General features: G+C 36.2%; 24 protein-coding genes. 3 read left to right on the forward strand and 21 right to left on the reverse strand.

What is annotated here, in order from left to right; all coding sequences use genetic code 11:
• Positions 1-103 precede the first annotated feature (103 nt).
• The 5 genes from MHH73_RS13545 to MHH73_RS13565 form a co-directional block, all read right to left on the reverse strand.
• Complete coding sequence (locus MHH73_RS13545; protein WP_341067443.1) at positions 104-766, reverse strand: 3-oxoacid CoA-transferase subunit B; 663 nt, start codon at positions 764-766, stop codon at positions 104-106.
• Entirely contained in the window at positions 751-1443 is a 693-nt protein-coding gene (locus tag MHH73_RS13550) for a CoA transferase subunit A (protein ID WP_341067446.1), read from the reverse strand. The genes MHH73_RS13545 and MHH73_RS13550 overlap by 16 nt, the downstream gene beginning before the upstream one ends.
• Complete coding sequence (locus MHH73_RS13555; protein WP_341067449.1) at positions 1440-2810, reverse strand: aspartate aminotransferase family protein; 1371 nt, start codon at positions 2808-2810, stop codon at positions 1440-1442. The genes MHH73_RS13550 and MHH73_RS13555 overlap by 4 nt, the downstream gene beginning before the upstream one ends.
• A gap of 1036 nt (positions 2811-3846) precedes the next feature.
• Positions 3847-4821, reverse strand: coding sequence for a S66 peptidase family protein (locus MHH73_RS13560; RefSeq protein WP_341067451.1), 975 nt, complete (start codon positions 4819-4821; stop codon positions 3847-3849).
• Positions 4822-4970: 149 nt separating this feature from the next.
• On the reverse strand, positions 4971-5144 hold the full coding sequence (locus MHH73_RS13565) for a YjcZ family sporulation protein (RefSeq protein WP_191811094.1): 174 nt from the start codon (positions 5142-5144) through the stop codon (positions 4971-4973).
• 206 nt (positions 5145-5350) lie between these two features.
• On the opposite strand from MHH73_RS13565, the gene MHH73_RS13570 reads away from it, so the two are divergent.
• Entirely contained in the window at positions 5351-6439 is a 1089-nt protein-coding gene (locus tag MHH73_RS13570) for an SGNH/GDSL hydrolase family protein (protein ID WP_225230399.1), read from the forward strand.
• A gap of 79 nt (positions 6440-6518) precedes the next feature.
• Positions 6519-7607, forward strand: coding sequence for a DUF3500 domain-containing protein (locus MHH73_RS13575; protein ID WP_341067454.1), 1089 nt, complete (start codon positions 6519-6521; stop codon positions 7605-7607).
• Between the two features lie 11 nt (positions 7608-7618).
• Here the strand turns inward: MHH73_RS13575 and MHH73_RS13580 are convergent, their stop codons facing one another.
• The 3 genes from MHH73_RS13580 to msrA all read right to left on the reverse strand — a co-directional run bounded on the left by MHH73_RS13580 (position 7619) and on the right by msrA (position 9516).
• Positions 7619-8398 carry an IclR family transcriptional regulator gene (locus tag MHH73_RS13580; RefSeq protein WP_341067456.1) on the reverse strand — a complete coding sequence of 260 codons (780 nt, stop codon included), beginning with the start codon at positions 8396-8398 and terminating at the stop codon, positions 7619-7621.
• A 145-nt stretch (positions 8399-8543) separates the two neighbouring features.
• Positions 8544-8981, reverse strand: a complete 438-nt coding sequence (msrB, locus tag MHH73_RS13585) for a peptide-methionine (R)-S-oxide reductase MsrB (protein ID WP_191811087.1) — start codon at positions 8979-8981, stop codon at positions 8544-8546.
• Positions 8974-9516, reverse strand: a complete 543-nt coding sequence (gene msrA / locus MHH73_RS13590; protein WP_191811085.1) for a peptide-methionine (S)-S-oxide reductase MsrA — start codon at positions 9514-9516, stop codon at positions 8974-8976. Before msrA ends, msrB begins: the two co-directional genes overlap by 8 nt.
• Positions 9517-9722: 206 nt before the next feature.
• Here msrA and MHH73_RS13595 point away from each other — a divergent pair, with 206 nt between their 5' ends.
• Complete coding sequence (locus tag MHH73_RS13595; RefSeq protein ID WP_341067461.1) at positions 9723-10373, forward strand: DUF4397 domain-containing protein; 651 nt, start codon at positions 9723-9725, stop codon at positions 10371-10373.
• A gap of 64 nt (positions 10374-10437) precedes the next feature.
• Here MHH73_RS13595 and MHH73_RS13600 read toward each other — a convergent pair whose 3' ends face one another.
• The 13 genes from MHH73_RS13600 to MHH73_RS13660 all read right to left on the reverse strand — a co-directional run bounded on the left by MHH73_RS13600 (position 10438) and on the right by MHH73_RS13660 (position 21443).
• Positions 10438-11019 carry a YpmS family protein gene (locus MHH73_RS13600; RefSeq protein ID WP_191811081.1) on the reverse strand — a complete coding sequence of 194 codons (582 nt, stop codon included), beginning with the start codon at positions 11017-11019 and terminating at the stop codon, positions 10438-10440.
• A gap of 12 nt (positions 11020-11031) precedes the next feature.
• Positions 11032-11847 (reverse strand): SGNH/GDSL hydrolase family protein, encoded by an 816-nt coding sequence (locus MHH73_RS13605; RefSeq protein WP_341067466.1) that lies wholly within the window; start codon positions 11845-11847, stop codon positions 11032-11034.
• A 299-nt stretch (positions 11848-12146) separates the two neighbouring features.
• Positions 12147-12719 carry an SCO family protein gene (locus MHH73_RS13610; protein WP_225230396.1) on the reverse strand — a complete coding sequence of 191 codons (573 nt, stop codon included), beginning with the start codon at positions 12717-12719 and terminating at the stop codon, positions 12147-12149.
• Between the two features lie 155 nt (positions 12720-12874).
• Positions 12875-13720, reverse strand: a complete 846-nt coding sequence (locus MHH73_RS13615) for a DegV family protein (protein WP_191811077.1) — start codon at positions 13718-13720, stop codon at positions 12875-12877.
• 283 nt (positions 13721-14003) lie between these two features.
• The gene (locus MHH73_RS13620) at positions 14004-14303 is read right to left on the reverse strand and encodes a DUF2535 family protein (protein ID WP_341067469.1); all 300 of its coding nucleotides are present in this window, start codon (positions 14301-14303) and stop codon (positions 14004-14006) included.
• A 31-nt stretch (positions 14304-14334) separates the two neighbouring features.
• Positions 14335-15075, reverse strand: a complete 741-nt coding sequence (gene tatC / locus MHH73_RS13625) for a twin-arginine translocase subunit TatC (RefSeq protein ID WP_191811073.1) — start codon at positions 15073-15075, stop codon at positions 14335-14337.
• A 188-nt stretch (positions 15076-15263) separates the two neighbouring features.
• Entirely contained in the window at positions 15264-15452 is a 189-nt protein-coding gene (locus MHH73_RS13630; RefSeq protein ID WP_191811071.1) for a twin-arginine translocase TatA/TatE family subunit, read from the reverse strand.
• 85 nt (positions 15453-15537) lie between these two features.
• Positions 15538-16806, reverse strand: coding sequence for a threonine ammonia-lyase IlvA (gene ilvA, locus MHH73_RS13635; protein ID WP_191811069.1), 1269 nt, complete (start codon positions 16804-16806; stop codon positions 15538-15540).
• A 197-nt stretch (positions 16807-17003) separates the two neighbouring features.
• The gene (folA, locus tag MHH73_RS13640; RefSeq protein ID WP_191811068.1) at positions 17004-17489 is read right to left on the reverse strand and encodes a type 3 dihydrofolate reductase; all 486 of its coding nucleotides are present in this window, start codon (positions 17487-17489) and stop codon (positions 17004-17006) included.
• Positions 17490-17873: 384 nt separating this feature from the next.
• On the reverse strand, positions 17874-18854 hold the full coding sequence (locus MHH73_RS13645) for a thymidylate synthase (protein WP_191811066.1): 981 nt from the start codon (positions 18852-18854) through the stop codon (positions 17874-17876).
• A gap of 26 nt (positions 18855-18880) precedes the next feature.
• On the reverse strand, positions 18881-19591 hold the full coding sequence (locus MHH73_RS13650) for an anthrax toxin lethal factor-related metalloendopeptidase (protein WP_191811064.1): 711 nt from the start codon (positions 19589-19591) through the stop codon (positions 18881-18883).
• Between the two features lie 118 nt (positions 19592-19709).
• The gene (locus MHH73_RS13655) at positions 19710-20324 is read right to left on the reverse strand and encodes a TerD family protein (protein WP_341067475.1); all 615 of its coding nucleotides are present in this window, start codon (positions 20322-20324) and stop codon (positions 19710-19712) included.
• Between the two features lie 24 nt (positions 20325-20348).
• A complete protein-coding gene (locus MHH73_RS13660) occupies positions 20349-21443 on the reverse strand; it encodes a toxic anion resistance protein (protein WP_404826067.1) in 1095 nt (364 codons plus the stop codon).
• Between the last annotated feature and the right edge of the window lie 4 nt (positions 21444-21447).

Here is a 21447-nt window from a genome sequence, read left to right on the forward strand (position 1 = left end):
ATGCCCCACTCCTTTAAAGATTTCGTCGATGGTGAAAAATGATTCATAAGAAAAAAAGTGTTTTCTTCTCAGTTATTCGCTAACGCTAAGTATTTTCCTTTGCCTAAGAAAAAATAATCTTGTCATGGAGGGACACGGTGGCAGCAGTATGTTGTAATACTTCATCGATAGTATGAGGTTTAAAGACCTCATGAAGAACTAATCCACGATTTTTCTCAATCGCAAAAACTGCCATATCCGTAATAATCATTTTGACACAACCGGTTGAAGTTAAAGGAAGACCACATTTTTGCACAATTTTCGCTTGACCGTGTTTATCCGTTTGATTCATAACAACAATCACTTTTTTCGCTTTTTGGGCAAGCTCCATCGCACCACCCATCCCTGGTACCTTTTTACCCGGGACAATCCAATTAGCTAAATCACCGGTTTCACTCACCTGTAATGAACCTAAAATGGTTAAATCCACCTTCCCCCTACGAATCATGCCAAAAGCAACTGAGCTATCACAATAAGAACCGCCTGCAACTAAAGAAACAGGAAATCCGCCGGCATTGCATAAATTTTCATCTTCTTCACCATGGATTGGACTCGGCCCCATCCCAATAATGCCATTCTCGGCATGAAACATGACCGGAAAATCCCGGGGGAGATGATTAGGTACTAATGAGGGGATCCCTATGCCGAGATTCACCACCATGCCAGATTTGATTTCCGCTGCTGCTCTTTTGGCCATACGATTTCGCGTGTCTATTGCCATGCCCATTTCCAGTCCACCCCCTCAGATTGGATGATATAATCAACAAAAACACCTGGCGTAATGATTTCCTCTGCCTGTAAATTCCCAACTGGAACAATTTCTTCTACTTCAGCAATGGTAATGTCTCCTGCCATTGCACAAAGTGGATTCGTATTTCTTGCACTTTTATCAAAAATAAGATTACCAAATGTATCTGCTTTTTTAGCATAAACGATACTAATATCCGCTGTTAACGCTGTTTCAACCATATAGCGCTTTTCACCGATTTCACAAAAACTCTTGCCCTTTTGTACGATATCATTATCGGTTGCAATATCTGATAAAATTCCTGGCAACCCCATACCGCCAGCTCTAATACGCTCGGCCAGTATCCCCTGTGGAGAAAACTCAACCACCATCTTCCCATCAGTCATTAATTCACCGGCAATCGGATTTGAGCCGATATGAGAAGTAATGATATGAGACACACGGCCAAGGCTTACGATTTTCCCAATACCAATATGAGGAAACCCAGTATCGTTACCAATAAGCTTTAACTGTGAGACCCCTTTTTTCTTAATCGCTTCAATTAGTGTCGGCGGTGATCCTACTCCACCAAAACCACCATACATTAATGTCATACCGTCAAAAAATAAATGATTGACCTCTTCAATGGATGAAACTTTATTGAGTACCTGTGTCACTCTTTATCACCTTCTAACTTTAAGTCGACTTCGTTTAAATAAAAGTTCGTAAATTGCTGTAAAGTTTCTTTAAAGCGCTGAATTAAGTCATCCATTTCTTTATAAGTAATAGTCAAAGGGGGAGCAATCATAACTGCATCCCCGTTCACACCGTCTGAACCTGCACCAGCCGGATAAACAAGTAAGCCATGCTGTTGAGCAATACTAATCATACTTTCTGTGACTTTCATTGTTCTTGGGAAGGGCGTCTTCTCTACAAAGTTCTGGACAAACTCTATCCCTAGCATTAAACCCCTGCCTCTTATATCCCCTATAAATGAAAAACTTTTTTGTAGCTGCAACAACTTTGCTTTTAAATATTCACCTTTTTTCTTCACTTCAGGTATAATCTTATTCTTTTCCAAATATTCTATGACAGCGAGTGAAACGGCACAGGCTTGAGGGTTAGCACTCAAAGTATGCCCGCCCATAATTGTCTTAGAACCTGAGACAATCGGTTCCATCACATGGTCACCGACTAAAGTAGCGGCAATCGGCGTGTATCCCGCTCCCATCCCTTTACCTAATGTAACGATATCTGGTTCAACACCCCACTGCTCACAAGCTAACATTGTGCCTGTGCGTCCAAATCCAGTCATCACTTCATCCGCAATAAATAAGATTTGATGGCGCTCACAAATCTCTTTAATAATCTTGTAATAATCTTTCGGTGGAGTGATAGCTGCACCAGAGGCTCCAATAATCGGCTCCGCTATAAAAGCAGCAATATGCTCACTCCCCATTCTTCTAATGATACTATCTAACTCATTTGCACAAAGGTAACCACACTCAGGTGCTTCTTTATTGTATGGACACCTATAACAATAAGGAGGTTGGATCACTGGAAAATCTTCTAGTAGGGGAATAAACCGAGCTCTTCTCCCAGTATGTCCTGACATAGAAAGCGCGCCTAACGTGATTCCGTGATAACTCATCCATCTAGATAAAACCTTCGTTTTCGTCATCACACCTTTTTCTTGCCAATATTGAATACTAATTTTCATGGCTGTTTCTGTTGCTTCTGACCCGCTATTGACAAAGAAACACCAATTCAACTCAGGGAAGGATAAACTTGCTATTTTCTTGGCCAACTTTTCAGCTGGCTCACTTGTGAACTGTGAGCGATATACAAAAGATACTCGTTTAGCCTGTTCGGTCATTGCATCAATGATTTCCTGGACACCATGACCAATATTTGCCGTAATCGCTCCTGATGAAGCATCGAGATATTCTTTCCCCTCACTATCGTACAAATATACACCCTTGCCATAATCAATCATTGGATACTCTGCATCTATTACAGGTTTGATTAAATATGTGCGGTCCATCCCCATCCCCCTTACTAATCGAGCATTCAAACGTGCATAAAGAAAACCCGCTAAAACCTACGAGTAACATGTGAGGTAAACGAGCAATGAAGTATGATTATTTTTTTGGAGCGGGTATTTGCCTACACTAGTCATGAGTTTTCTTCTCACATATGTGGGTATTTCTCGGTTGCTCACACAAGCCCAGAACTTTCGTTTCACTAATGTGGGTATTTCTCGGTTGCCCACACTAGTCATGAGCTTTCTTCTCACTAATGTGGGTATTTTTCGATTGCGCACACAAGTCATGAGTTTTCTTCTCACATATGTGGGTATTTCTCGGTTGCTCACACTAGTCATGAGTTTTCTCCTCACATATGTAGGCATTTCTCGGTTGCTCACACTAGTCATGAGTTTTCTTCTCACTAATGTGGGTATTTCTCATTTGCGTACACAAGTCATGAGCTTTCTTCTCACTAATGTGGGTATTTCTCGGTTGCCCACACTAGTCATGAGTTTTCTTCTTACTAATGTGGGTATTTCTCATTTGCTCATACTAGTCATGAGTTTCCTTCTCACATATGTGGGTATTTCTCGATTGCCCACACAGGTCCAGAGATTTCTTCTTACTAATATGGGTATTTCTCATTTACGCACACAAGTCATGAGCTTTCTTCTCACTAATGTGGGTATTTCTCATTTACGCACACAAGTCATGAGCTTTCTCCTCACATATGTGGGTATTTCTCATTTGCTCACACTAGTCATGAGCTTTCTCCTCACATATATGGGTATTTCTCATTTGCTCATACAAGTCAGCTTTATTTATGTTTTTATTTCAATTGTATGTATGAGAAATGTAAAACTTTCTTAAAGATTGAAAAGATATTTTTAATTATCTATGGGATGAGCTGAATATAAAATTTGATGAAGATCTTATTAAATGCGTAACAGGTTTCAGTCGAAGTGTGAAGTCAGCTTGCTTTTGTGTAGGGTACTAATCACTTAACTAATAAAAAAACAGTGTACCCATTTCATGTGTACACTGTTCCCTTACCTATTCACCGACAAAAATCTCTACATTTTCTTTTTCTGCTTTGATGGTAGCATACGACCCAAATGGAATCGTCGCAGCTTGATTGGTATGACCAAAGTCAACATTTGCAATAATTGGAATACTACTGATTTCCTTTTTCGATTCAATCATCTTCCTTAAGAAATAATCTGTAACCTGTGATTCTTTTTGAAATCTCCCGATAAGGATCGCTTTTATCTCATTCGCATTTTTTTGTTGTAGCAAAGATTGCAACCCCCGTTCAAAAAGGAAAGGATGTGATTCATCATTATCCTCTATAAAAACAATCGCATCTTTCAATGAGGGCATATATTCCGTCCCTTGTAATAACGTTAAAGTTGATAAATTTCCACCAATTAATTTTCCACTTGCCTCTCCTTCTTGAAGAACGAGATAGCCTTCGGATGCAATATAATGCTTTTCTTCTAGCTCCAGATGCCATGGATCGTCACTCCATTTATCTGAAGGCTCAATTTCATACAATCCATCAGTCGTCACTGCTTGAAGGAAGCTATTAAGTGTATATTCATACCCATATTTTATACCAAAATCAGCAAAGAAAGGACCGGAGTATGTAATTAAGCCCGTTTGATGATGGATGGCAGCTAGCAATGCTGTTATATCACTATATCCACAAAAAACTTTTGGATTGTTTTTAATTAATGAATAATCAATGGCTTTTAATAATTGATTGGCATTATAGCCGCCTATCCCTGCTATAATGGCTTTGACATTCGGGTCACTGAAAGCATCATGTATTTCTGCCACTCTTTGCTCAATACTAGTACTAAAAAAAGCATCATGTTCGAGAACATATTTACCATAAGTAACAACAAATCCTAAATTAGTTAACCGTTCTTCTGCTAGTCTTCTTTGTTCGCCCTTAATAACTGCCATGCTTCTTGAAGGGGCAATGATTCTTATTTCATCCCCTGGTTGTAATCTCTTTGGAAACATCTATGTACACATCCACTTTTTTCTTTCTATTTTACAGTAATTTTCATCGTGATGTCGACAACACACATAAAATCTCAACTTGGTACTTAACTAAAAATAAGTGGATGTAAAAAAAAGAGAGGCTCATAGCCCCTCCTTAATCTTTATTATTACCAGTTACCGCACCAGCTAGCACCGATGATTACTAACAAGATAAATAATACTACGATTAACGCAAAGCCACCAAATGCTCCATTTCCGCAACCGCCGTGTCCACCTACTGGATACCCATAATAAGGTTGAACTTGTTGTGCACAAGGATCGCATCCATATCCGTAATTCATAATCATTCCACTCCTCTTTTTGTTTTAGGCATTTTCAAAATCATCATATGACATAGGTTCTTGTCCTGCATGTGTTTTCGCCTAATTTTTTCTGAATGACAGTTTTTTTCTTTTTACACTAGACGTAAAGCGTTTTCATCTCATACAATTTAATTAAAAGATAAATTGGGTAATCTAAAACTGTCATATCTAAAGGAGTATTAAGAATGAAAAGACAATCACTCCTCCTATGTTTCATGTTATGTATTGGATTTATTTTTTCATTTCAATTCTTTCAAGAACCTAAAGTAGAAGGAGATCAATCTGTAGAGAATTTTTATGAAAAAGTAGGAAGCGAAAAAACCATTAACTATTTAATCATCGGTGATAGTATTGGTAGAGGTTCAGGAGCATCAGCGCCAAATAAAAAATGGTTTCAAATATGGGAAAATAAAATGAAAGAGGCATATAATGTTGATTTTAAACGGCATATGGTTGTACAAAGTGGAAGCACTGCTTTTGAAGGGTTAAACAAGCTGAACACCACCCCGCACCTGGGAAGCATCGATTTAACTTTTATTGTTTTCGGTGAAAATGATCGAAAATATATGAACGAGCAGCAGTTTGCGCAATTTTATGAAGGTCTCCTTAGACAAATAAAGAAAGATTATCCTGATACAGAAATTTTCACACTAACGGAATCACCTTTAGATAATGAATTATTCATTCAAAAGATAGCAGACATCTCAGCCCATTATTTGGCTAAGAATATTGATTTACGCCCTGTATTTAGTGAATCACCTTATTCTGCTTTTGAATTAACTACCGATCTTGTACATCCTAACGATAGAGGATATCAACTTTATGCCGAAGCAATTTTTCAAGAAACACAAGCGTTAATGAATCAGGATACGCAAATAGCAGTACTCGCTGCTCCTCTTCATGAAGACGTAAATATAGCTTTACAACAATCTTCTGCCTACACACATGCCAGTCATCCATATAAAGGGATTTATTGGTATAGTCAAAATGCTGGAGATTCAATCGAATTTTCCTTTTCCGGAACTTTTCTCGGGATGAAAGTGAAGAGTCATCCTGCAGGAGGAATGCTAGATATCTATATTGACGGACAGCCTGTACGAACATTGTCAACTTGGTGGCCACTAGAAAGAGAAAGACATCTATATATATCAAGCGGTTTAGAGAAAGGGATACATCAAGTTACATTTACTGTATCCAAGCAAAAATCTATCTTTAATGAATCGGGTAAAGCAGAGATATTTCTTTCCACGATCATTACTGAAGGGACGAACTAAACCGTTTTTATGAAAAATGTGAATGAGCTCTCCTTTCTTTACACACATTAACAAAAAAAGGACAGGGAGAGTTTTTCTCATGTATCGATGTTTAGTATTACTTGTTTTTATAGCCTTCATTAATTTCAATCATGCGCTTGCCTCTTTTTCTCCAACAGCGGCAGAATTACAAGAACAACATTACATTCTTGACCAACTCAACCATATCTTAGATGAACCCATTATCACGACTAAGGAAGAATCAGTTGAACTTGCTCATCAGCTTTTCGAAAGTTTAAATGAAGAACAAAAAGAAGAAATCATTCTTCCACTAAATGAGACCATTGCACATAAATGGTCAAACTTACCCATTAATCAAGCAAGTAGAAACGGGGTGCCATTGTCTCAACTAAATACACAAAGTTTTATACTCGCCATGTTATTACTACAAGCGAATCTGAGCCCGCTTGGCTTTGAACATATGACAGAAATCATTAAAGCTGATTACTTTTTATCAACAACTATAAAGAAACCTCCATTTAAATGGGGGGCACAAGAATATTATTTCTCTATTCACGGAAACCCTTCCTATACAAAACCTTGGATGATTCAATTAACAGGTCATCATCTTGCAGAGAATATTTTCATTAACCGTTCTAAAACTACGATTACCCCAGAGTTTACGGGGACACAACCTCTTATCTTTCAAATAAATAATCGTACGCACCATCCTATGAATGCAAAAGTAGATGCTGTCCACGCCCTCCAATTATCTTTAAATAGTGAACAAAAACAGCAAAGTAAACTTAATGAGGCGTTTAACGACATTTTACTAGGTCCCGGATATGACCATTCGTTTCCCAATCAAGAAGGTTTACTTATAAAAACTCTAAATAAGGAACAACAATTACAAGTAAATCACATGATTAAGGAATGGGTTCATCATGCCCCTTATGAAGCAAGAAAGGCATTACTACACACGTATTTATCACAGGAACAACTAGAGAAAACGACAATTGCTTGGGCTGGTTCGACTTCAATAAAGCGACCAGGTAGTTACTTTCGTATTGATGGGCCGCAAATTTGGATTGAAATCTATAGTAAAGAGGGGGTTGCCAATAAAAAACAGGCACATATACATTCTATATGGCGCGATAAATTAAATGATTATGGGGGGATATTGAAATAAATAACTTCAGTCTATTTTTTCTGTATCTTCCCTGTAATAATCTTAGCTCCTTCAATGACTGTTTCAACTAGCTCTTCTTCTTCATAATCATCAATACGAACAGATGGAATCGTAATAGATATACTTGCTAAAATTTCATTTTGAGGATTAAATATAGGTGCACTATATGAAATCGCACCTTTCACTCTCTCACCATTACTTTTGGCATATCCTTTTTGCTGTATAGATTGTAGCTCCTGAAATAATTCATCTTTATCAAAAGTCTTCGCACTTGAGAGAGGTTCGAATTGAATATTTGCTAAATACTCTCTTTGGACGGCCGCTGGAAAATAAGCCAATAATACTTTTGCTGAAGCGCCTGCATAAAGTGGTGATTCTTGTCCCACCGTGATCATCGTTTGTAGTTGATGACTGCTTGCGATAAAATCTATGCACTTTCTTTTTTCATTTTCAATCACATTTAAACTAATGCACTCTTCTAATTTCGCCCACATTTCTTTCATTACTGGAGCGGCTATATTTAAAAAACTTGAGTTTTTTTCTACTAAATGACCTAAAAACAATAACTCTAATCCTAACTGATATCTTTTTGTTTCTTCATTTTTATGTAATAATCCTTCAAACACGAGTGTAGAAAGCAATCTTTGTAAACTAGGCTTAGAGAGGCCCGTACGTTTATGTAATTCTGTTAATGACAAAGTTTTATGCTCATAAGAAAAAGATCGTAAAATTTGTAATGCTTTATGTAAGGTTTGCATCGAATAGTTCTTTTTAAACATTTGATCATTCATAGATGCATCCATCACCTCTTAAAAGATATTTACTTTACAATAAATTTACCATTTTCAAAACCTTTCCACAAGCGAAAAAGATTTCTTGGGAAATGAAAAGAAGGATTCAACAAAATGAATCCCCCTTGGTCTAAATACACGCATCTTAATCTTCTTTAGCAAATAATTTCAGATAACGCCCATAGCCCTCTTTCTCCATGTCTTCATATGCTATGAATTTTAATGAAGCAGAATTAATACAATATCTTAATCCATTCTCACCTGGTCCATCATTAAACACATGGCCTAAGTGAGAATCCGCTTCCTTACTGCGCACCTCAGTTCGAACCATATTATGGCTATAGTCTTCTTTTTCTAATACTTCTTCCTCTTCTATTGGCTTTGTAAAACTTGGCCAACCACAACCTGCATCATACTTTTCAGTTGAACTAAATAACGCCTTACCTGATACGATGTCAACATAAATTCCTTTTCTAAATTCATCCCAGTATTCATTTCTAAATGGTGGTTCCGTTCCATTATTTTGTGTGACATAAAATTGCATCTCATTTAATTTATTCTTCAAGTCTTCTTTTTTACTCATTTTTTTCACCCCAATTTTGTTTTATAAAACCTGCTCTACCTGAGCCTTGATGGTATGCCTGGTAATGAGTTGGATTTTTCTTATAATAATGTTGATGATACTCTTCTGCAGGATAGAAAGTCTTTGCTGGTAATATCTTTGTCACGATCGGATCTTTAAAGGGCCCCTCTTTCTCCAATTTTTCTTTTGAAGCTTCGGCTAATTGTTTCTGCTGTTCATTATAATAAAAAATTGCCGTCTGATAAGATTGACCTCGATCGTAAAATTGACCTCCAGTATCGGTTGGGTCAATTTGTTGCCAATATAGTTCAAGTAATTTTTCATACGGGAAAATCTCCGGATCAAACGTAATTTGCACCGCTTCATAATGACCAGTCGTCTCCGAACAAACCTCTTCATAAGTTGGATTTTCTTTATCACCGCCGGTATAACCAGATATCACCGCTTTAATGCCTGGTAACTCATCAAATGGTTTTACCATACACCAAAAACAACCACCGGCAAATGCCGCTTTTTCATCATAATTATTCGCCATCTTGTCACACCTCATTTTTTATATTCCTTAGCTCTTATAGAAATAGCTTGTAACACTAAGATAAAGAAAAGTGCGTTTAGATGCAAATAAACGACCTTCCATTACTACTGATGTTCTCCGAAAACCTCCTCACGATCATTTTTAATCGCATGAAACATTTTGATGAATACAATAATGAAAAACCTAAAAGGAGGTTTGCTTATCTAATGGAACTGCAATCCACTTCAGAGCAAAAGGACATGTCATCACCTGCCAATCCACTGAAGCAGAACTTGACGGATTCATTTGGCTATATCCAATTCTCTCATCTCTCTCCAAGTAGCAAATTGATAGATATCTTTATAAATGGTGTCAAAATATACAAACAAATTTCTTATAAACAATTAACTAATAAACTTGCATTACCTGCTTCTAGTTATCATATTGATATTTATCCAACTGACGTTATGGTCTCATCTCTTCTTAGTAGAAAAATTGAAGTTCTCCCCGAAACATTGCATAATATCGCACTCTCTGGTGAAGCCAATGACATGAAATATACCGACACACCAACTAGTATCGCTATAATGAATTCTTCCCATGTAAAATTCATTCATCTTGTAGCTGATGGTCCATCATTCAGACCGGTGATATTAACGCCCAAAAGTGAGGAATTGCCACTCATACAATATAAGCAATCGAGTAACTGGATGAATCTCTCGCCTAGCATACTTCAGGGCTGTATTTACGGTTACCCTTATAGAGATTATCTCACTTCTTTTCGTTTCCACTTACAGCCCCAGAAACAGCACCTCATCTATATCTTCGGCTCTGTAACAGGAAATCCACCATTAGAACTAATGGTACTGATTCAATAATTTCATATAAAAAGCCTGTAGCAGGAACACTTATCATAAAGAGTTCTCGCTACAGGTAACTGCTCTACTTTACCGGAACTAATAAAGTAAAGTCAATTTCATCTTCTTCTAAATTGAAGTCATTTACATTTACTTTTATATCGCTTTTTAGATCCATCTCTGTTAAGGCTACATAGATTTTCTCTTCATTTGGTTGGATGACTACCCAATCTGGTGTTTTATAATGATTATTAATTAGCTTGAGTAAGAAGGAGATCGGTAAATCCATTTGGCCGATGGATAAATCCTTTTGTTCCAATACAACATCGCCGTTTGGTAAGACAGAGGGTTCAAAAGACATTCTTAAACGCAGCTGTTGACTGAATACTGGTAAGGTCCCATATAAATTTACTTCGTCATCTAACCTTACTTCATAGTCAAGTCCTCCGTCTAAAATTTCCTCCTCTAAATAATGATTAATTACTAGGTTTAAATCATTTTTATTTGTTGATATATGAAATGGAGCATAATCCGTCTCATTTAATTGCACACTTTCATAAGGGTCATCCTTCGCTGGAATACTTACCATAATAAATAAAATGATCGCAAAAAGAATGATTAATCCCAGTAGCCCTAAGAAAAGCACTTTCCATTTATTCCCCTTCAATGATGCTCCCCCTTAATTCTCTTTATTTTCGATGACAGTTTTAATCCCTATTTGATCTAAAACTTGATAAATTCTCCCTGCCATTAATTCATAGCCACGATCATTCGGGTGGAAATGATCTGTAAATAGCAGATTTTCTTCACTCGTTTCAAAAATATCATCTATCTTTACAAAATACATATTCTCATACTCACCTAATACTTGTTGGCTCGCGATATTCCACTGACGCATAATAAGACCAAGCTCTTTAATGCTCGAAAACCATTCTAAAAAAGGGTTATATAATCCGACTAATAATACTGTGCTCTTTGGATTATATTCTCGAATGGTATGTAAAATCGTATTTAAATTATCTTCAAATACATCTTGTTCCTTTTCAAAAGCTGCTACATTTAATTTAGTAAAATTAGATCGGACTACTTTCATCATATCATTGCCGCCAATAGTAATAATAACGAGATCCGATGCTGTTATAGCATTTTTTACTTTTTCCATATTAAGCCGTTCTAATAATTGGTTAGAGCGATTCCCTTTTACACCATAATTAATAAAGCTTGTATAATTAATCGAACGATGCTCCTTTAAAAGTTTCTCCAAATATGGAATATATCCGCCACTTTCAGTCGTATCGCCAACCCCTTGAGTCAATGAATCACCGATTGATACGACATTTAAATCGATGGGGAAAAATTCTGCAGGAATATCTTGTTTAGTTAAATCCTCCATTTGTTTTGCTGCAGCGGCATCATTATCATTTGACATCGCATTTGTATTACAACCAGCTAATAGAACCATCATTGATAGTAATAAGGTGAATATTCTTTTCAATTCTTTCTCACCTCTTTATAAAAGTATGCTTCATTATATCATGCAATGGTAATGACATAAAAAAAGTGTGATTACTTATTAATATTAAATTATACTTTTTTAACCACAGTTAAACTTAAATGAAGAGAATAATTTAAATAATTTCCTTCTACCGTTTACATTTTTCACTCGATGGTTTAGGAGATGATGTTAAGAGTAATCCTTGAAGAGGTAATAGTAGCCATCAAAAAAGAAGCAAGACCAAGCTTGGCGTTTACACTTTTAAGCTTGGGTTTGCTTCTAAGATCTGTTTGCAGAAATTATTGTATTTTTTTTATATCGGCAATGATCTCGTCATAAGGGACATCAGATACACCATCATAATCCTTCATGACCACACCATTTTGATCGACTAAATAGATGGAAGTTTGATGAATGACTTGATCATCATTCTTTGGTTTTTTTACTAGTGATTTGAAAGAATCAACAGCAAAGCTTTCAATTTCCTCTTGACTATAGCCCGTTAAAAAATGCCAGTTTGAAAAGTCTATTTCATAGTTGTTCGCAAAGTCTTTTAATGCCTCAGGACTGTCTACAGTGGGGTCTACACTAAAAGAAACAAACTCTACATTTTCAATACCTTCTTCTTTAACCTTATCTTGCAATTGACTCATATTAAATGTCATTGGCGGACAAACCGTTTCGCAACTAGTAAAAATAAAATCAGCTATCCACACTTTCCCCTCTAAATCACTTAAACCTACACCTTGATTATCTTGATTCGTATAACTGAAATCTTTAACATCATAGTTTAGTGCGTTTTCTATACCACTTTGGCCACAAGCGGCTAAAATAACTATTAAGAGACCAAAAACCGCAACTAATTTTTTCAACACCGTCACCTGCTTTTATGTATTTATCAATTCAACATTAATGTACCAAATGAAATTGTTTGAATGAAGAAAAAAGTATGACATCTATGTGAATAAAGGAAAATAATGCAAATGCCTCTTCTATTCAAGCGAAGAGGCATTTCCTCATTAAAGAATTATTCGATGTGATAACAAAAACCAATGGCGCCTTCGCCAGTATGAGTACTAATGATTGGTGTTGTATCCTCTATTGTTACATGATTAAAACCTGTTAATTCAGTGATGACTTCTTTCAGTTTTCTTGCTAATTCTAAACCACCCGCATGGGTAATGCCCACACTTTTAATCGTCTTTCCTTTTGCATCTTCTACTAATTGTTTTGATAAAAACTTTATTACTTGAGAGTGACTTCGTACCTTTGTTATCGGTGTATACACGCCATCTGCTAATGAAGCAATCGGTTTAATATTTAATAGAGAGCCGATTAAACCTTTACCTTTGCCTATTCTTCCACCTTTAATCAAGTTTTCCAAAGTGTCTACAACAACATAAAGTTTCGTATTATCTTGAATTTCTTGAATTCTCTGGATAATACGCTTGTAATCTTCTCCTTTTTCTGCCAGTTCAGCAGCAGCTATGACTTGAAATGCCAACGCTTTTGAAATGAACCGGGAATCAATGACTGTTACATTGGCCTCTGTTAAATCTGCGGCCGTTCGAGCAGAATCAACTGTCCCACTCATTCCCCCGGTCATATGGATAGAAATAATCTCATCGTATCCATCTCTGGTTAGTTGATCATACAATTCTACAAATGTCCCTGTTGCAGGTTGGGAGCTTTTAGGTAGCTCATCTGATTGTCGCATTAAATCCAGAAATTCTTGTGGTGTAATATCTACACGGTCTTCATAAGATTGTCCATTAATATTGATTGATAATGGGACAACAGCTATATTTAACTTTGTAATCATTTCAGCTGATAAGTCAACAGTTGAATCCGTTACAATTTTAATTCTAGTCATTCATTCACGTCCTATCATAGCAATTCAACCTTCATTATACATGTATATCACTACGATTAAAAGATATTATGTTGAAACGTCTTTATACTGTCAAAATTACAATAAAAAAGATTATTACATCTATTATTCATTTTTTAAGATAGGAAAACTAGACAAATAATCTCGTAATGAATGTTAGCACAAATTTATGATTTTGATTGCTACCTTTCTATCTAGATGGGCTATCTTTATACCACCCCCCACGTGTTCAAAATCTAAAAAAAAGACCCCATTACGGGATCTATCATGCATTACTTTTTAATTCTTTAGTTTGAAATACCATCTCAACATCTGACCATTTCATCACACGTTTTAAATACTCTTTGAATGAATATACAGTTGTCTTACAATGATCCATATGATAAATCTTCGTTACAAACTGCTGCAGCCGGATGTGTACCAAGAAAAAACAAGGGCTACCCTTATCTACTAAAGGAATATCTGTAATCTTCACCTTCTGTCCAAATACATTTCTGAACTCTAGGCTTTTACATATCAAAATATCAATCCTCATTTTCACCCGTTTAATGGTATTATACATCATTTCATTTGATAATTCTTCTAGATTTTAGCTTTTATGAAGAACTTTCCAATGCCTCTAACTGTTCTTTCTTTAACTTTCTGCGATAAACGATTTTCGATAAGGTAATGCTTATTTCATAAAGAAAAAGAAGCGGAATACTAACGATAATATCCGACATTAAATCCGGTGGTGAAATAATAACAGAAATCACAACAAGGACAAAATAAGCATATTTCCTGACTTTTGTTAACACATATGGGTTAATAATACCGAGTGATGTTAAAAACATCGCCACAACTGGCAATTCAAATAGTATGCCAAAAGGTAAGGTCATATGAAATATAAACTGAAAATACTTATCTACCGTAAAACTCATTTCCATCATACCTTCACTTAACCCCGTCAAAAAGTTAAACAATGTAGGCATAATGACAAAATAACCAAAGCTTAGCCCAGCTAAAAACAACACAAAAAGAGCTGGAATGTAAGCTAATGTAATTTTTCTCTCTTTAGACACAAGTCCAGGTTTAACAAATTGCCATAATTGAAATGCTACAACTGGTATTGTCCCAGCTATGGCAATAACGGAAGCAATCGTAAAATACACCCAAATGATATCACTCGGTCCAAGTACAATTAACTGTTCTTTCAAATCACGAACAAACCATTGGTAAATATGGTCGACGAACAGAAAACCGACAATAAAAAACAATACAAATGCCACTATACAAAGAATTAACCGCTTTCTTAATTCCTCTAGATGTTCAATATAATTCAATTCTTCTTGTTTCATAACCTACTCCTGCTTCGTTTTCATTTTACCTGACAGCATTGTTTCCCTTCTAAAGAAAAACAAAGTGGAAAACCTACACAAAAAACGAGAAACATGTGGTTAGGTCAAAGTGGTTTATTACCTTGACTAATACATGTTTCTAATTTTCACAATTATTCATTTTCAATTATAATATGTAACCCTATCGATTATGCCTTTTTATTGATTCTCTCTCGCTCAGCATCATCGTCATTGGCTAAATCTTTTGTCGATTTCTTAAACTCTCTTAATGTATCACCAAGTGCACGACCAATTTCCGGTAATTTCTTCGGACCAAAGATGATGAGTGCCAGCACAAGAATGAGAATAAGTCCTGGAAAACCTATATTTGAAAACATGAAAAACATCCCCTTAAACTGTTGTTCAAGCCATCCCCATTATAGCGTTATTTTAAAAGAAAAGTCAATTAATTCCTAACAATCATTAGACTAAAAGATGAAACAAATTCTCATCATTGTTAATTTCTTGGTAAGAGAATCCTTTTTTATTCATGCGCTCGATTAAACTATGATTATCACGGCGATTCTTTAGCTCGATACCGACTAGAGCTGGGCCACTGCCTTTATTGTTCTTCTTCGTATATTCAAATCTAACAATATCATCCGTAGGACCAAGCACTTCATCTAAAAACTCGCGTAATGCCCCTGCTCTTTGGGGGAAATTAACAATAAAATAATACAATAACCCTTCGTACAATAAAGATCGTTCTTTAATTTCCTGCATTCTTTCAATATCATTATTGCCACCACTTAAAACACATACAATTGACTTTCCTTTAATCTCCTCTTTATAAAAATCTAAAGCTGCAATTGGCAATGCTCCTGCTGGTTCGGCTACAATTGCATGCTCATTGTATAATTCTAATATCGTTGTACAAACTTTTCCTTCTGGGACACTAATAATGTCATCTACATATCGTTTACAAATATCAAATGTCATCTCGCCAACTTTTTTGACAGCTGCACCGTCGATAAATTTATCAATTTCATCTAGAGCCACCACTTGATTTTGTTGAACGGATTCCTTCATTGAGGAAGCTCCTTCAGGCTCGACACCAATCATTTTCGTTAATGGTGACACACTTTTAATGTACGTGGACAAACCTGACATCAATCCGCCACCACCAATACTTGCGAAAACATAATCAATTGGCTCATCGCAATCATTAAGCATTTCAACAGCAATGGTTCCTTGACCAGCTATCACATGTTCATCTTCGAACGGATGAATAAATGTGCGCCCTTCCTGATTACAGCATGCCTGAGCTTCAGCGAATGAATCATCAAATGTATCGCCAACAAGAATGATTTCAATTGAATCTTTGCCGAATAATTCAACTTGGCTTACTTTCTGTTTAGGTGTAGTTGCCGGCATAAAGATTTTCCCGTTAATGCCTAATCGATGGCAAGCATAGGCAACTCCTTGTGCATGATTGCCTGCACTCGCACAAACAACCCCGTTCTTTATACGTTCCTCTGGCAATGACATCACTGAATAATAAGCACCTCTTAGTTTAAAAGAGCGGACATGTTGCAAATCTTCACGTTTAATATATACATTGCACTCATATCTTTCTGACAAGCGATTATTTTTTTGCAGCGGTGTATGGGCAACGATATCCTTTAAGTGCTGGTACGCAATCAAGATATCCTCCAATTGCACCATTTTCTCTTTCACTGCTCTCTGTTCCATTTGGCAACTCATCCCTTTTCCTTTTGTAATTTGTACATTATAACATGAGAATAATAGGTTGATGCACAATTTTTAAAAAATTCTTGTTTTTATAAAAATGAAAACGGTTACTTTATTATTCGCTTTTCCAAAAAAAAAAACACGAAGCCGATTCGTGTTTTTTATGGCTACATATAAAATAAAGAAGCCAGTCCATTTTATTTTCTAACATACACTTGAAATTCGTAATCGTAAGCATTTTTCTCGTCTTTACTTCGTTTCTCTACGGATACTTGTTTCCATTCAGTGAGGTCGAATGATGGAAAGCTTGTGTCACCCTCGATTTCAGCATGAATTTTAGTAATATAGAGCTTATCTGCATAAGGTAAAGTAGATTGATAAATTTGCGCTCCGCCAATAACAAAAACTTCTTGCTGTTTTTCTTGACTGTATGTAATTAATTGTTCAATAGAATTTAATACGGTTGCTTTCTCCGGAGAAAAATCGGCATTCCTAGTAATGACAATATTCTCCCTTCCCGGAAGTGGTTTTCCAAGTGAGAGCCATGTTTTCCTCCCCATCGCAACTGGGTGACCTAACGTCGTCTTTTTAAAAAACTGCAAGTCCCCAGGCAAATGCCACGGTAACTGATTATCTTTTCCTATCACTCTATTCTCACTCATTGCCCAAATTAATGAAATCATTTTCATATCCTCCAATCGGCACTAGCAATTAATAATAAGTTTAATATAATTCTCTGCACTTGAAAAGAAGAACAAAAAGAAAAGGCTGGGACATAACTCAATGAGCTAACCTCAAAAAAGAACAATAACAAATTGATCTTAAAACATCATTTGCAAAAAAGGTCCGTTCCATTGCGACACAGTCACTCTCTTTCCGCGGGAGGGGCTGTGGGGTCTCAGCTTTCCCTCTATTTCCCGCAGGAGTCGAGTGTCTTCCGCTCCATTTCACTATCCTTTTCATATAAGGGTTCAAATCAACAAAAAACCGAATGATTAGATGCTAGACACTCCTAATCATTCGGATAAATCATTAGCTAGAATACTTATGTCCCAACCTCGTTCTTCTTAAACGGCAACGGGTGCTTTAATTGTTGGATGAGGATCATAGCCCTCAATTGCTAAGTCTTCCATTTCTATATCAAAAATAGAAGTTTTATTGTTTTTAATTTGTAGTTGCGGTAGTGCCTTCGGTGTTCTTGATAATTGCTCCTGTACTTGTTCAAGATGATTCGAATAAATATGCGCATCACTAATTGTATGAACAAAATCGCCAACCTCTAAACCACACTCATGAGCGATTAAATGAGTGAGCAATGAATAGGAAGCCACGTTAAATGGAATCCCCAAGAAGGTATCCCCACTGCGTTGTAACAGATGGCAACTCAACTTACCATTGATGACATAAAACTGAAACATGGCGTGACATGGAGGTAAGGCTGCTTTGCTTCCTTTTCCACCTGCATTGATAACATCTTCAGGATTCCATGCATTCACAATGATTCGCCTGGAATCTGGGTTCGTTTTGATCTGTTCTATCGCATCTTTTAACTGATCAAGCTCTTCACCAGTTGAAGCTGTCCAATTTCTCCATTGCTTACCGTATACATTTCCTAAATCTCCGTATTTTTCAGCAAACTCATCGTTAGTAAGAATTCTTTCACAAAACTGCTGTAATTCTTTCTGATAGCTTTCATTAAACTCGCTATCTATTAAACAACGTCTACCAAAGTCTGTCATATCAGGACCGTTATATTCATCTGATTCGACCCATTTTTTAAATGCCCATTCATCCCAAATATGGTTATTATGCTGCAATAAATAACGAATATTTGTATCACCTTTAATGAACCAAAGTAATTCACTTGCAATTAAACGAAATGGAACACGCTTTGTTGTAAATAAGGGGAACCCTTGACTTAAATCGAAACGCATTTGATAGCCGAAAACACTTAAAGTTCCAGTACCAGTACGATCTTCTTTCTTTTGTCCATTTGTTAAAATATGTTGTAACATGTCTAAATATGCCTGTTCTGGATGTTTCTCCATGATCCTCACCTCTTAAACTTTATATCTTAATGATTATGAACCATTTGTCTAATAAAAGAAAACGTTTTTGGCGCATATTCATACAAATAACTTCTCGTTTCTACATTCAAATAATAAAGGGCAAAACTTTCAGCAAAATATTCTTCGGAAAAAGTAGCGAAGTAGGAATCATTTGGGAATAATCGTGGTTGCTCCTCTTGCCAAATACGAATAAATTGGCTATTCGAACGGATTTCATCAAAGATATAACGATCAATGGAATGAGCCAGCTCATGCAGTTCCAAATTAACTGAGCCGTGGTCCATCCCTTGATCACTATGCCCTATTTTGACAAGCACTGTTTTCCCTCCACCAATGCCAGGAACTTGATCCCATGTCGTTGATGAAGTATATCCGCGGGGAATCATTCCCGTTAGATGTTTTACGCTAGGGTTCTCTGTCAATCTGCCTGAAAAAAGCTTAATCTTTATATTTTGATTATCTACTTTTTGTAATAAGGTAGATGGTAATTGGTCCAAGCGGGATATGATGGCAGCTGCTTCTATTTCATCAAAAGATTCTGTAGGTAATAGGACAATCTCTCCTAACAAATCCGCTGATGTGAGATCAACTGCTTGCTTTAGTTCTGAAGAATAAGGATAGTTCTTTAACTGAATCGCACCAATATCAGCTTGTGAACTTCCCATTAATGTTAAAGAAACAACTAAAAATAAGCATGTAAATATCCACTTTTTCATAGCTGTTCCTCCCTTTTCTATCATTAAACATACCTTTATTAGTCTATTAATTATATCATAGATTTTCATGAAATATAAAAAGGACTAATCAAAGATTAGCCCTTTTAATCTAGTAACCTTATGAATAAGAACGGACAATATCGCTTAAACTCGCAGCTTGCGTACCATTCCCTACCGCTGCAAATTTCCAATCTTGACCATGGCGGTAAATCTCACCAGCAACTAAACTTGTTTTTCCATCATAATTTTCCGTTAAGTTAAAGTGAATTAACTCTTGACGGTTATTTGAATTAACAATGCGAATAAAAGCATTCTGAATCATACCAAAATGTTGTTTTCGTTTTACACAATCATAAATATTAACAACAAATACAAGTTTATGGATATGACTTGGAATGCGACTCAAATCGATAAGGATTTGTTCATCATCACCATCTCCATCGCCTGTTAAATTATCACCGGTATGTTGAATGCTTCCATCACCACTTTTTAAATTACCAAAATAAATGACATCTTTATTGTTACGTAATTTATCATTATCGCCAAGCATAATAACTGAAGCGTCACAATCGATGTCGACACCACCACCGCCGCCCCCAAAGAGACCAGCTAATAGCCCACCACCACTTTTTTGCTTTACTGGATCCCATCCTAAACCAACAAGTATTTTTGAAAGACTTGGATTCCCTTTTGTTAAATCTACTCTTTGTCCCTTTTGTAAACTAATTGCCATGTTTATCTCCCCTTTGTTTGTTTTTTATCTCTTGTTCTTCATATTGCGAAAATTATCTTGCAACTGTTCTAATTTTTTCGTTCCTTCTTCTCTTAATTTGCGATTCTCTTCCTCAATCGACTTCGTTTCCTGCATCCCCTTCATGATGATATCCCAAGACTGTTCAATTGTTTCAATCTTAATACTTGGTCCACCAGCAAGCCTTGCAATTTCTGTACTTTGTTGTGATATATTTTGCGCATTTCTAACCAACATTTCGTTTGTTCTGCGATCTAACTCACTCATCGAATCAGCAACGAGTTTTTGCCTTTTCGCTGCCATTGCTTGAATAAGACCGTTTTTAAAGATTGGAATTGTCGTCACAAAAGCTGAATTAATTTTCCCAATTAATTTCGTATTCCCTCTTTGAAGCATGCGGATTTGCGGTGCCGTTTGTAATGCAACCATTTTCGCCATTTCTAAATCGTACACTCGTTGATCTAATAATTCGACTGCATTTCTTAAAGTATCTAATTGCATTGAGGCCATTTGATCACCTGCAATTGCTTTTTTCTCTAATTGTGGCAATTGGGTGGCTTTCAGTTCATCAGATTTCATCTGACCAGCAACCGCATACTGTTCAAGTGAAAGGTAATATTGATAGTTTTCTTCATACATCCTATCTAACGTAGTTGTTGCTTCAACCATTTCGTTTTGATACTTAGAGATTTCAACATAGATTTTATCGATTTCCTTACCCATTGTTTGGTATTTTCCAAACAACTTTTCAATCAGTTTTTCGCCTTTTTTGAAGAGTTTATCAAAGAAACCTGGCTTTTCTTTTTCAAAATCTTTTGGGTCAAACTGATCCATAATTTTTCCAAGCTGTTTCAATAACTCTCCTGAGTCCTCTACTTTTGTTGTTCTCATATTGCCGAGAATTTGATCAGAAAACTTGGATATTTCCTCAGCAGGTTCTTTACCAAATTCTAAAATTTGAATTTGATCGCGCTCGTCTATAGAGGCTGAGAGTTGTTGAACCTCTTTATTTTCTCTTAAAGCTAGTTTAATTTGACTTGCAGATGCTTCTGTTAACTTGTCTTCTGGGTTTGTTGAAATGACATCCAAATTCGTTTGCATATCA

The organism is Cytobacillus sp. FSL K6-0265 (assembly GCF_038003465.1).
In the GTDB taxonomy this organism is placed as follows: Bacteria; Bacillota; Bacilli; order Bacillales; family Cytobacillaceae; genus Cytobacillus; species Cytobacillus stercorigallinarum.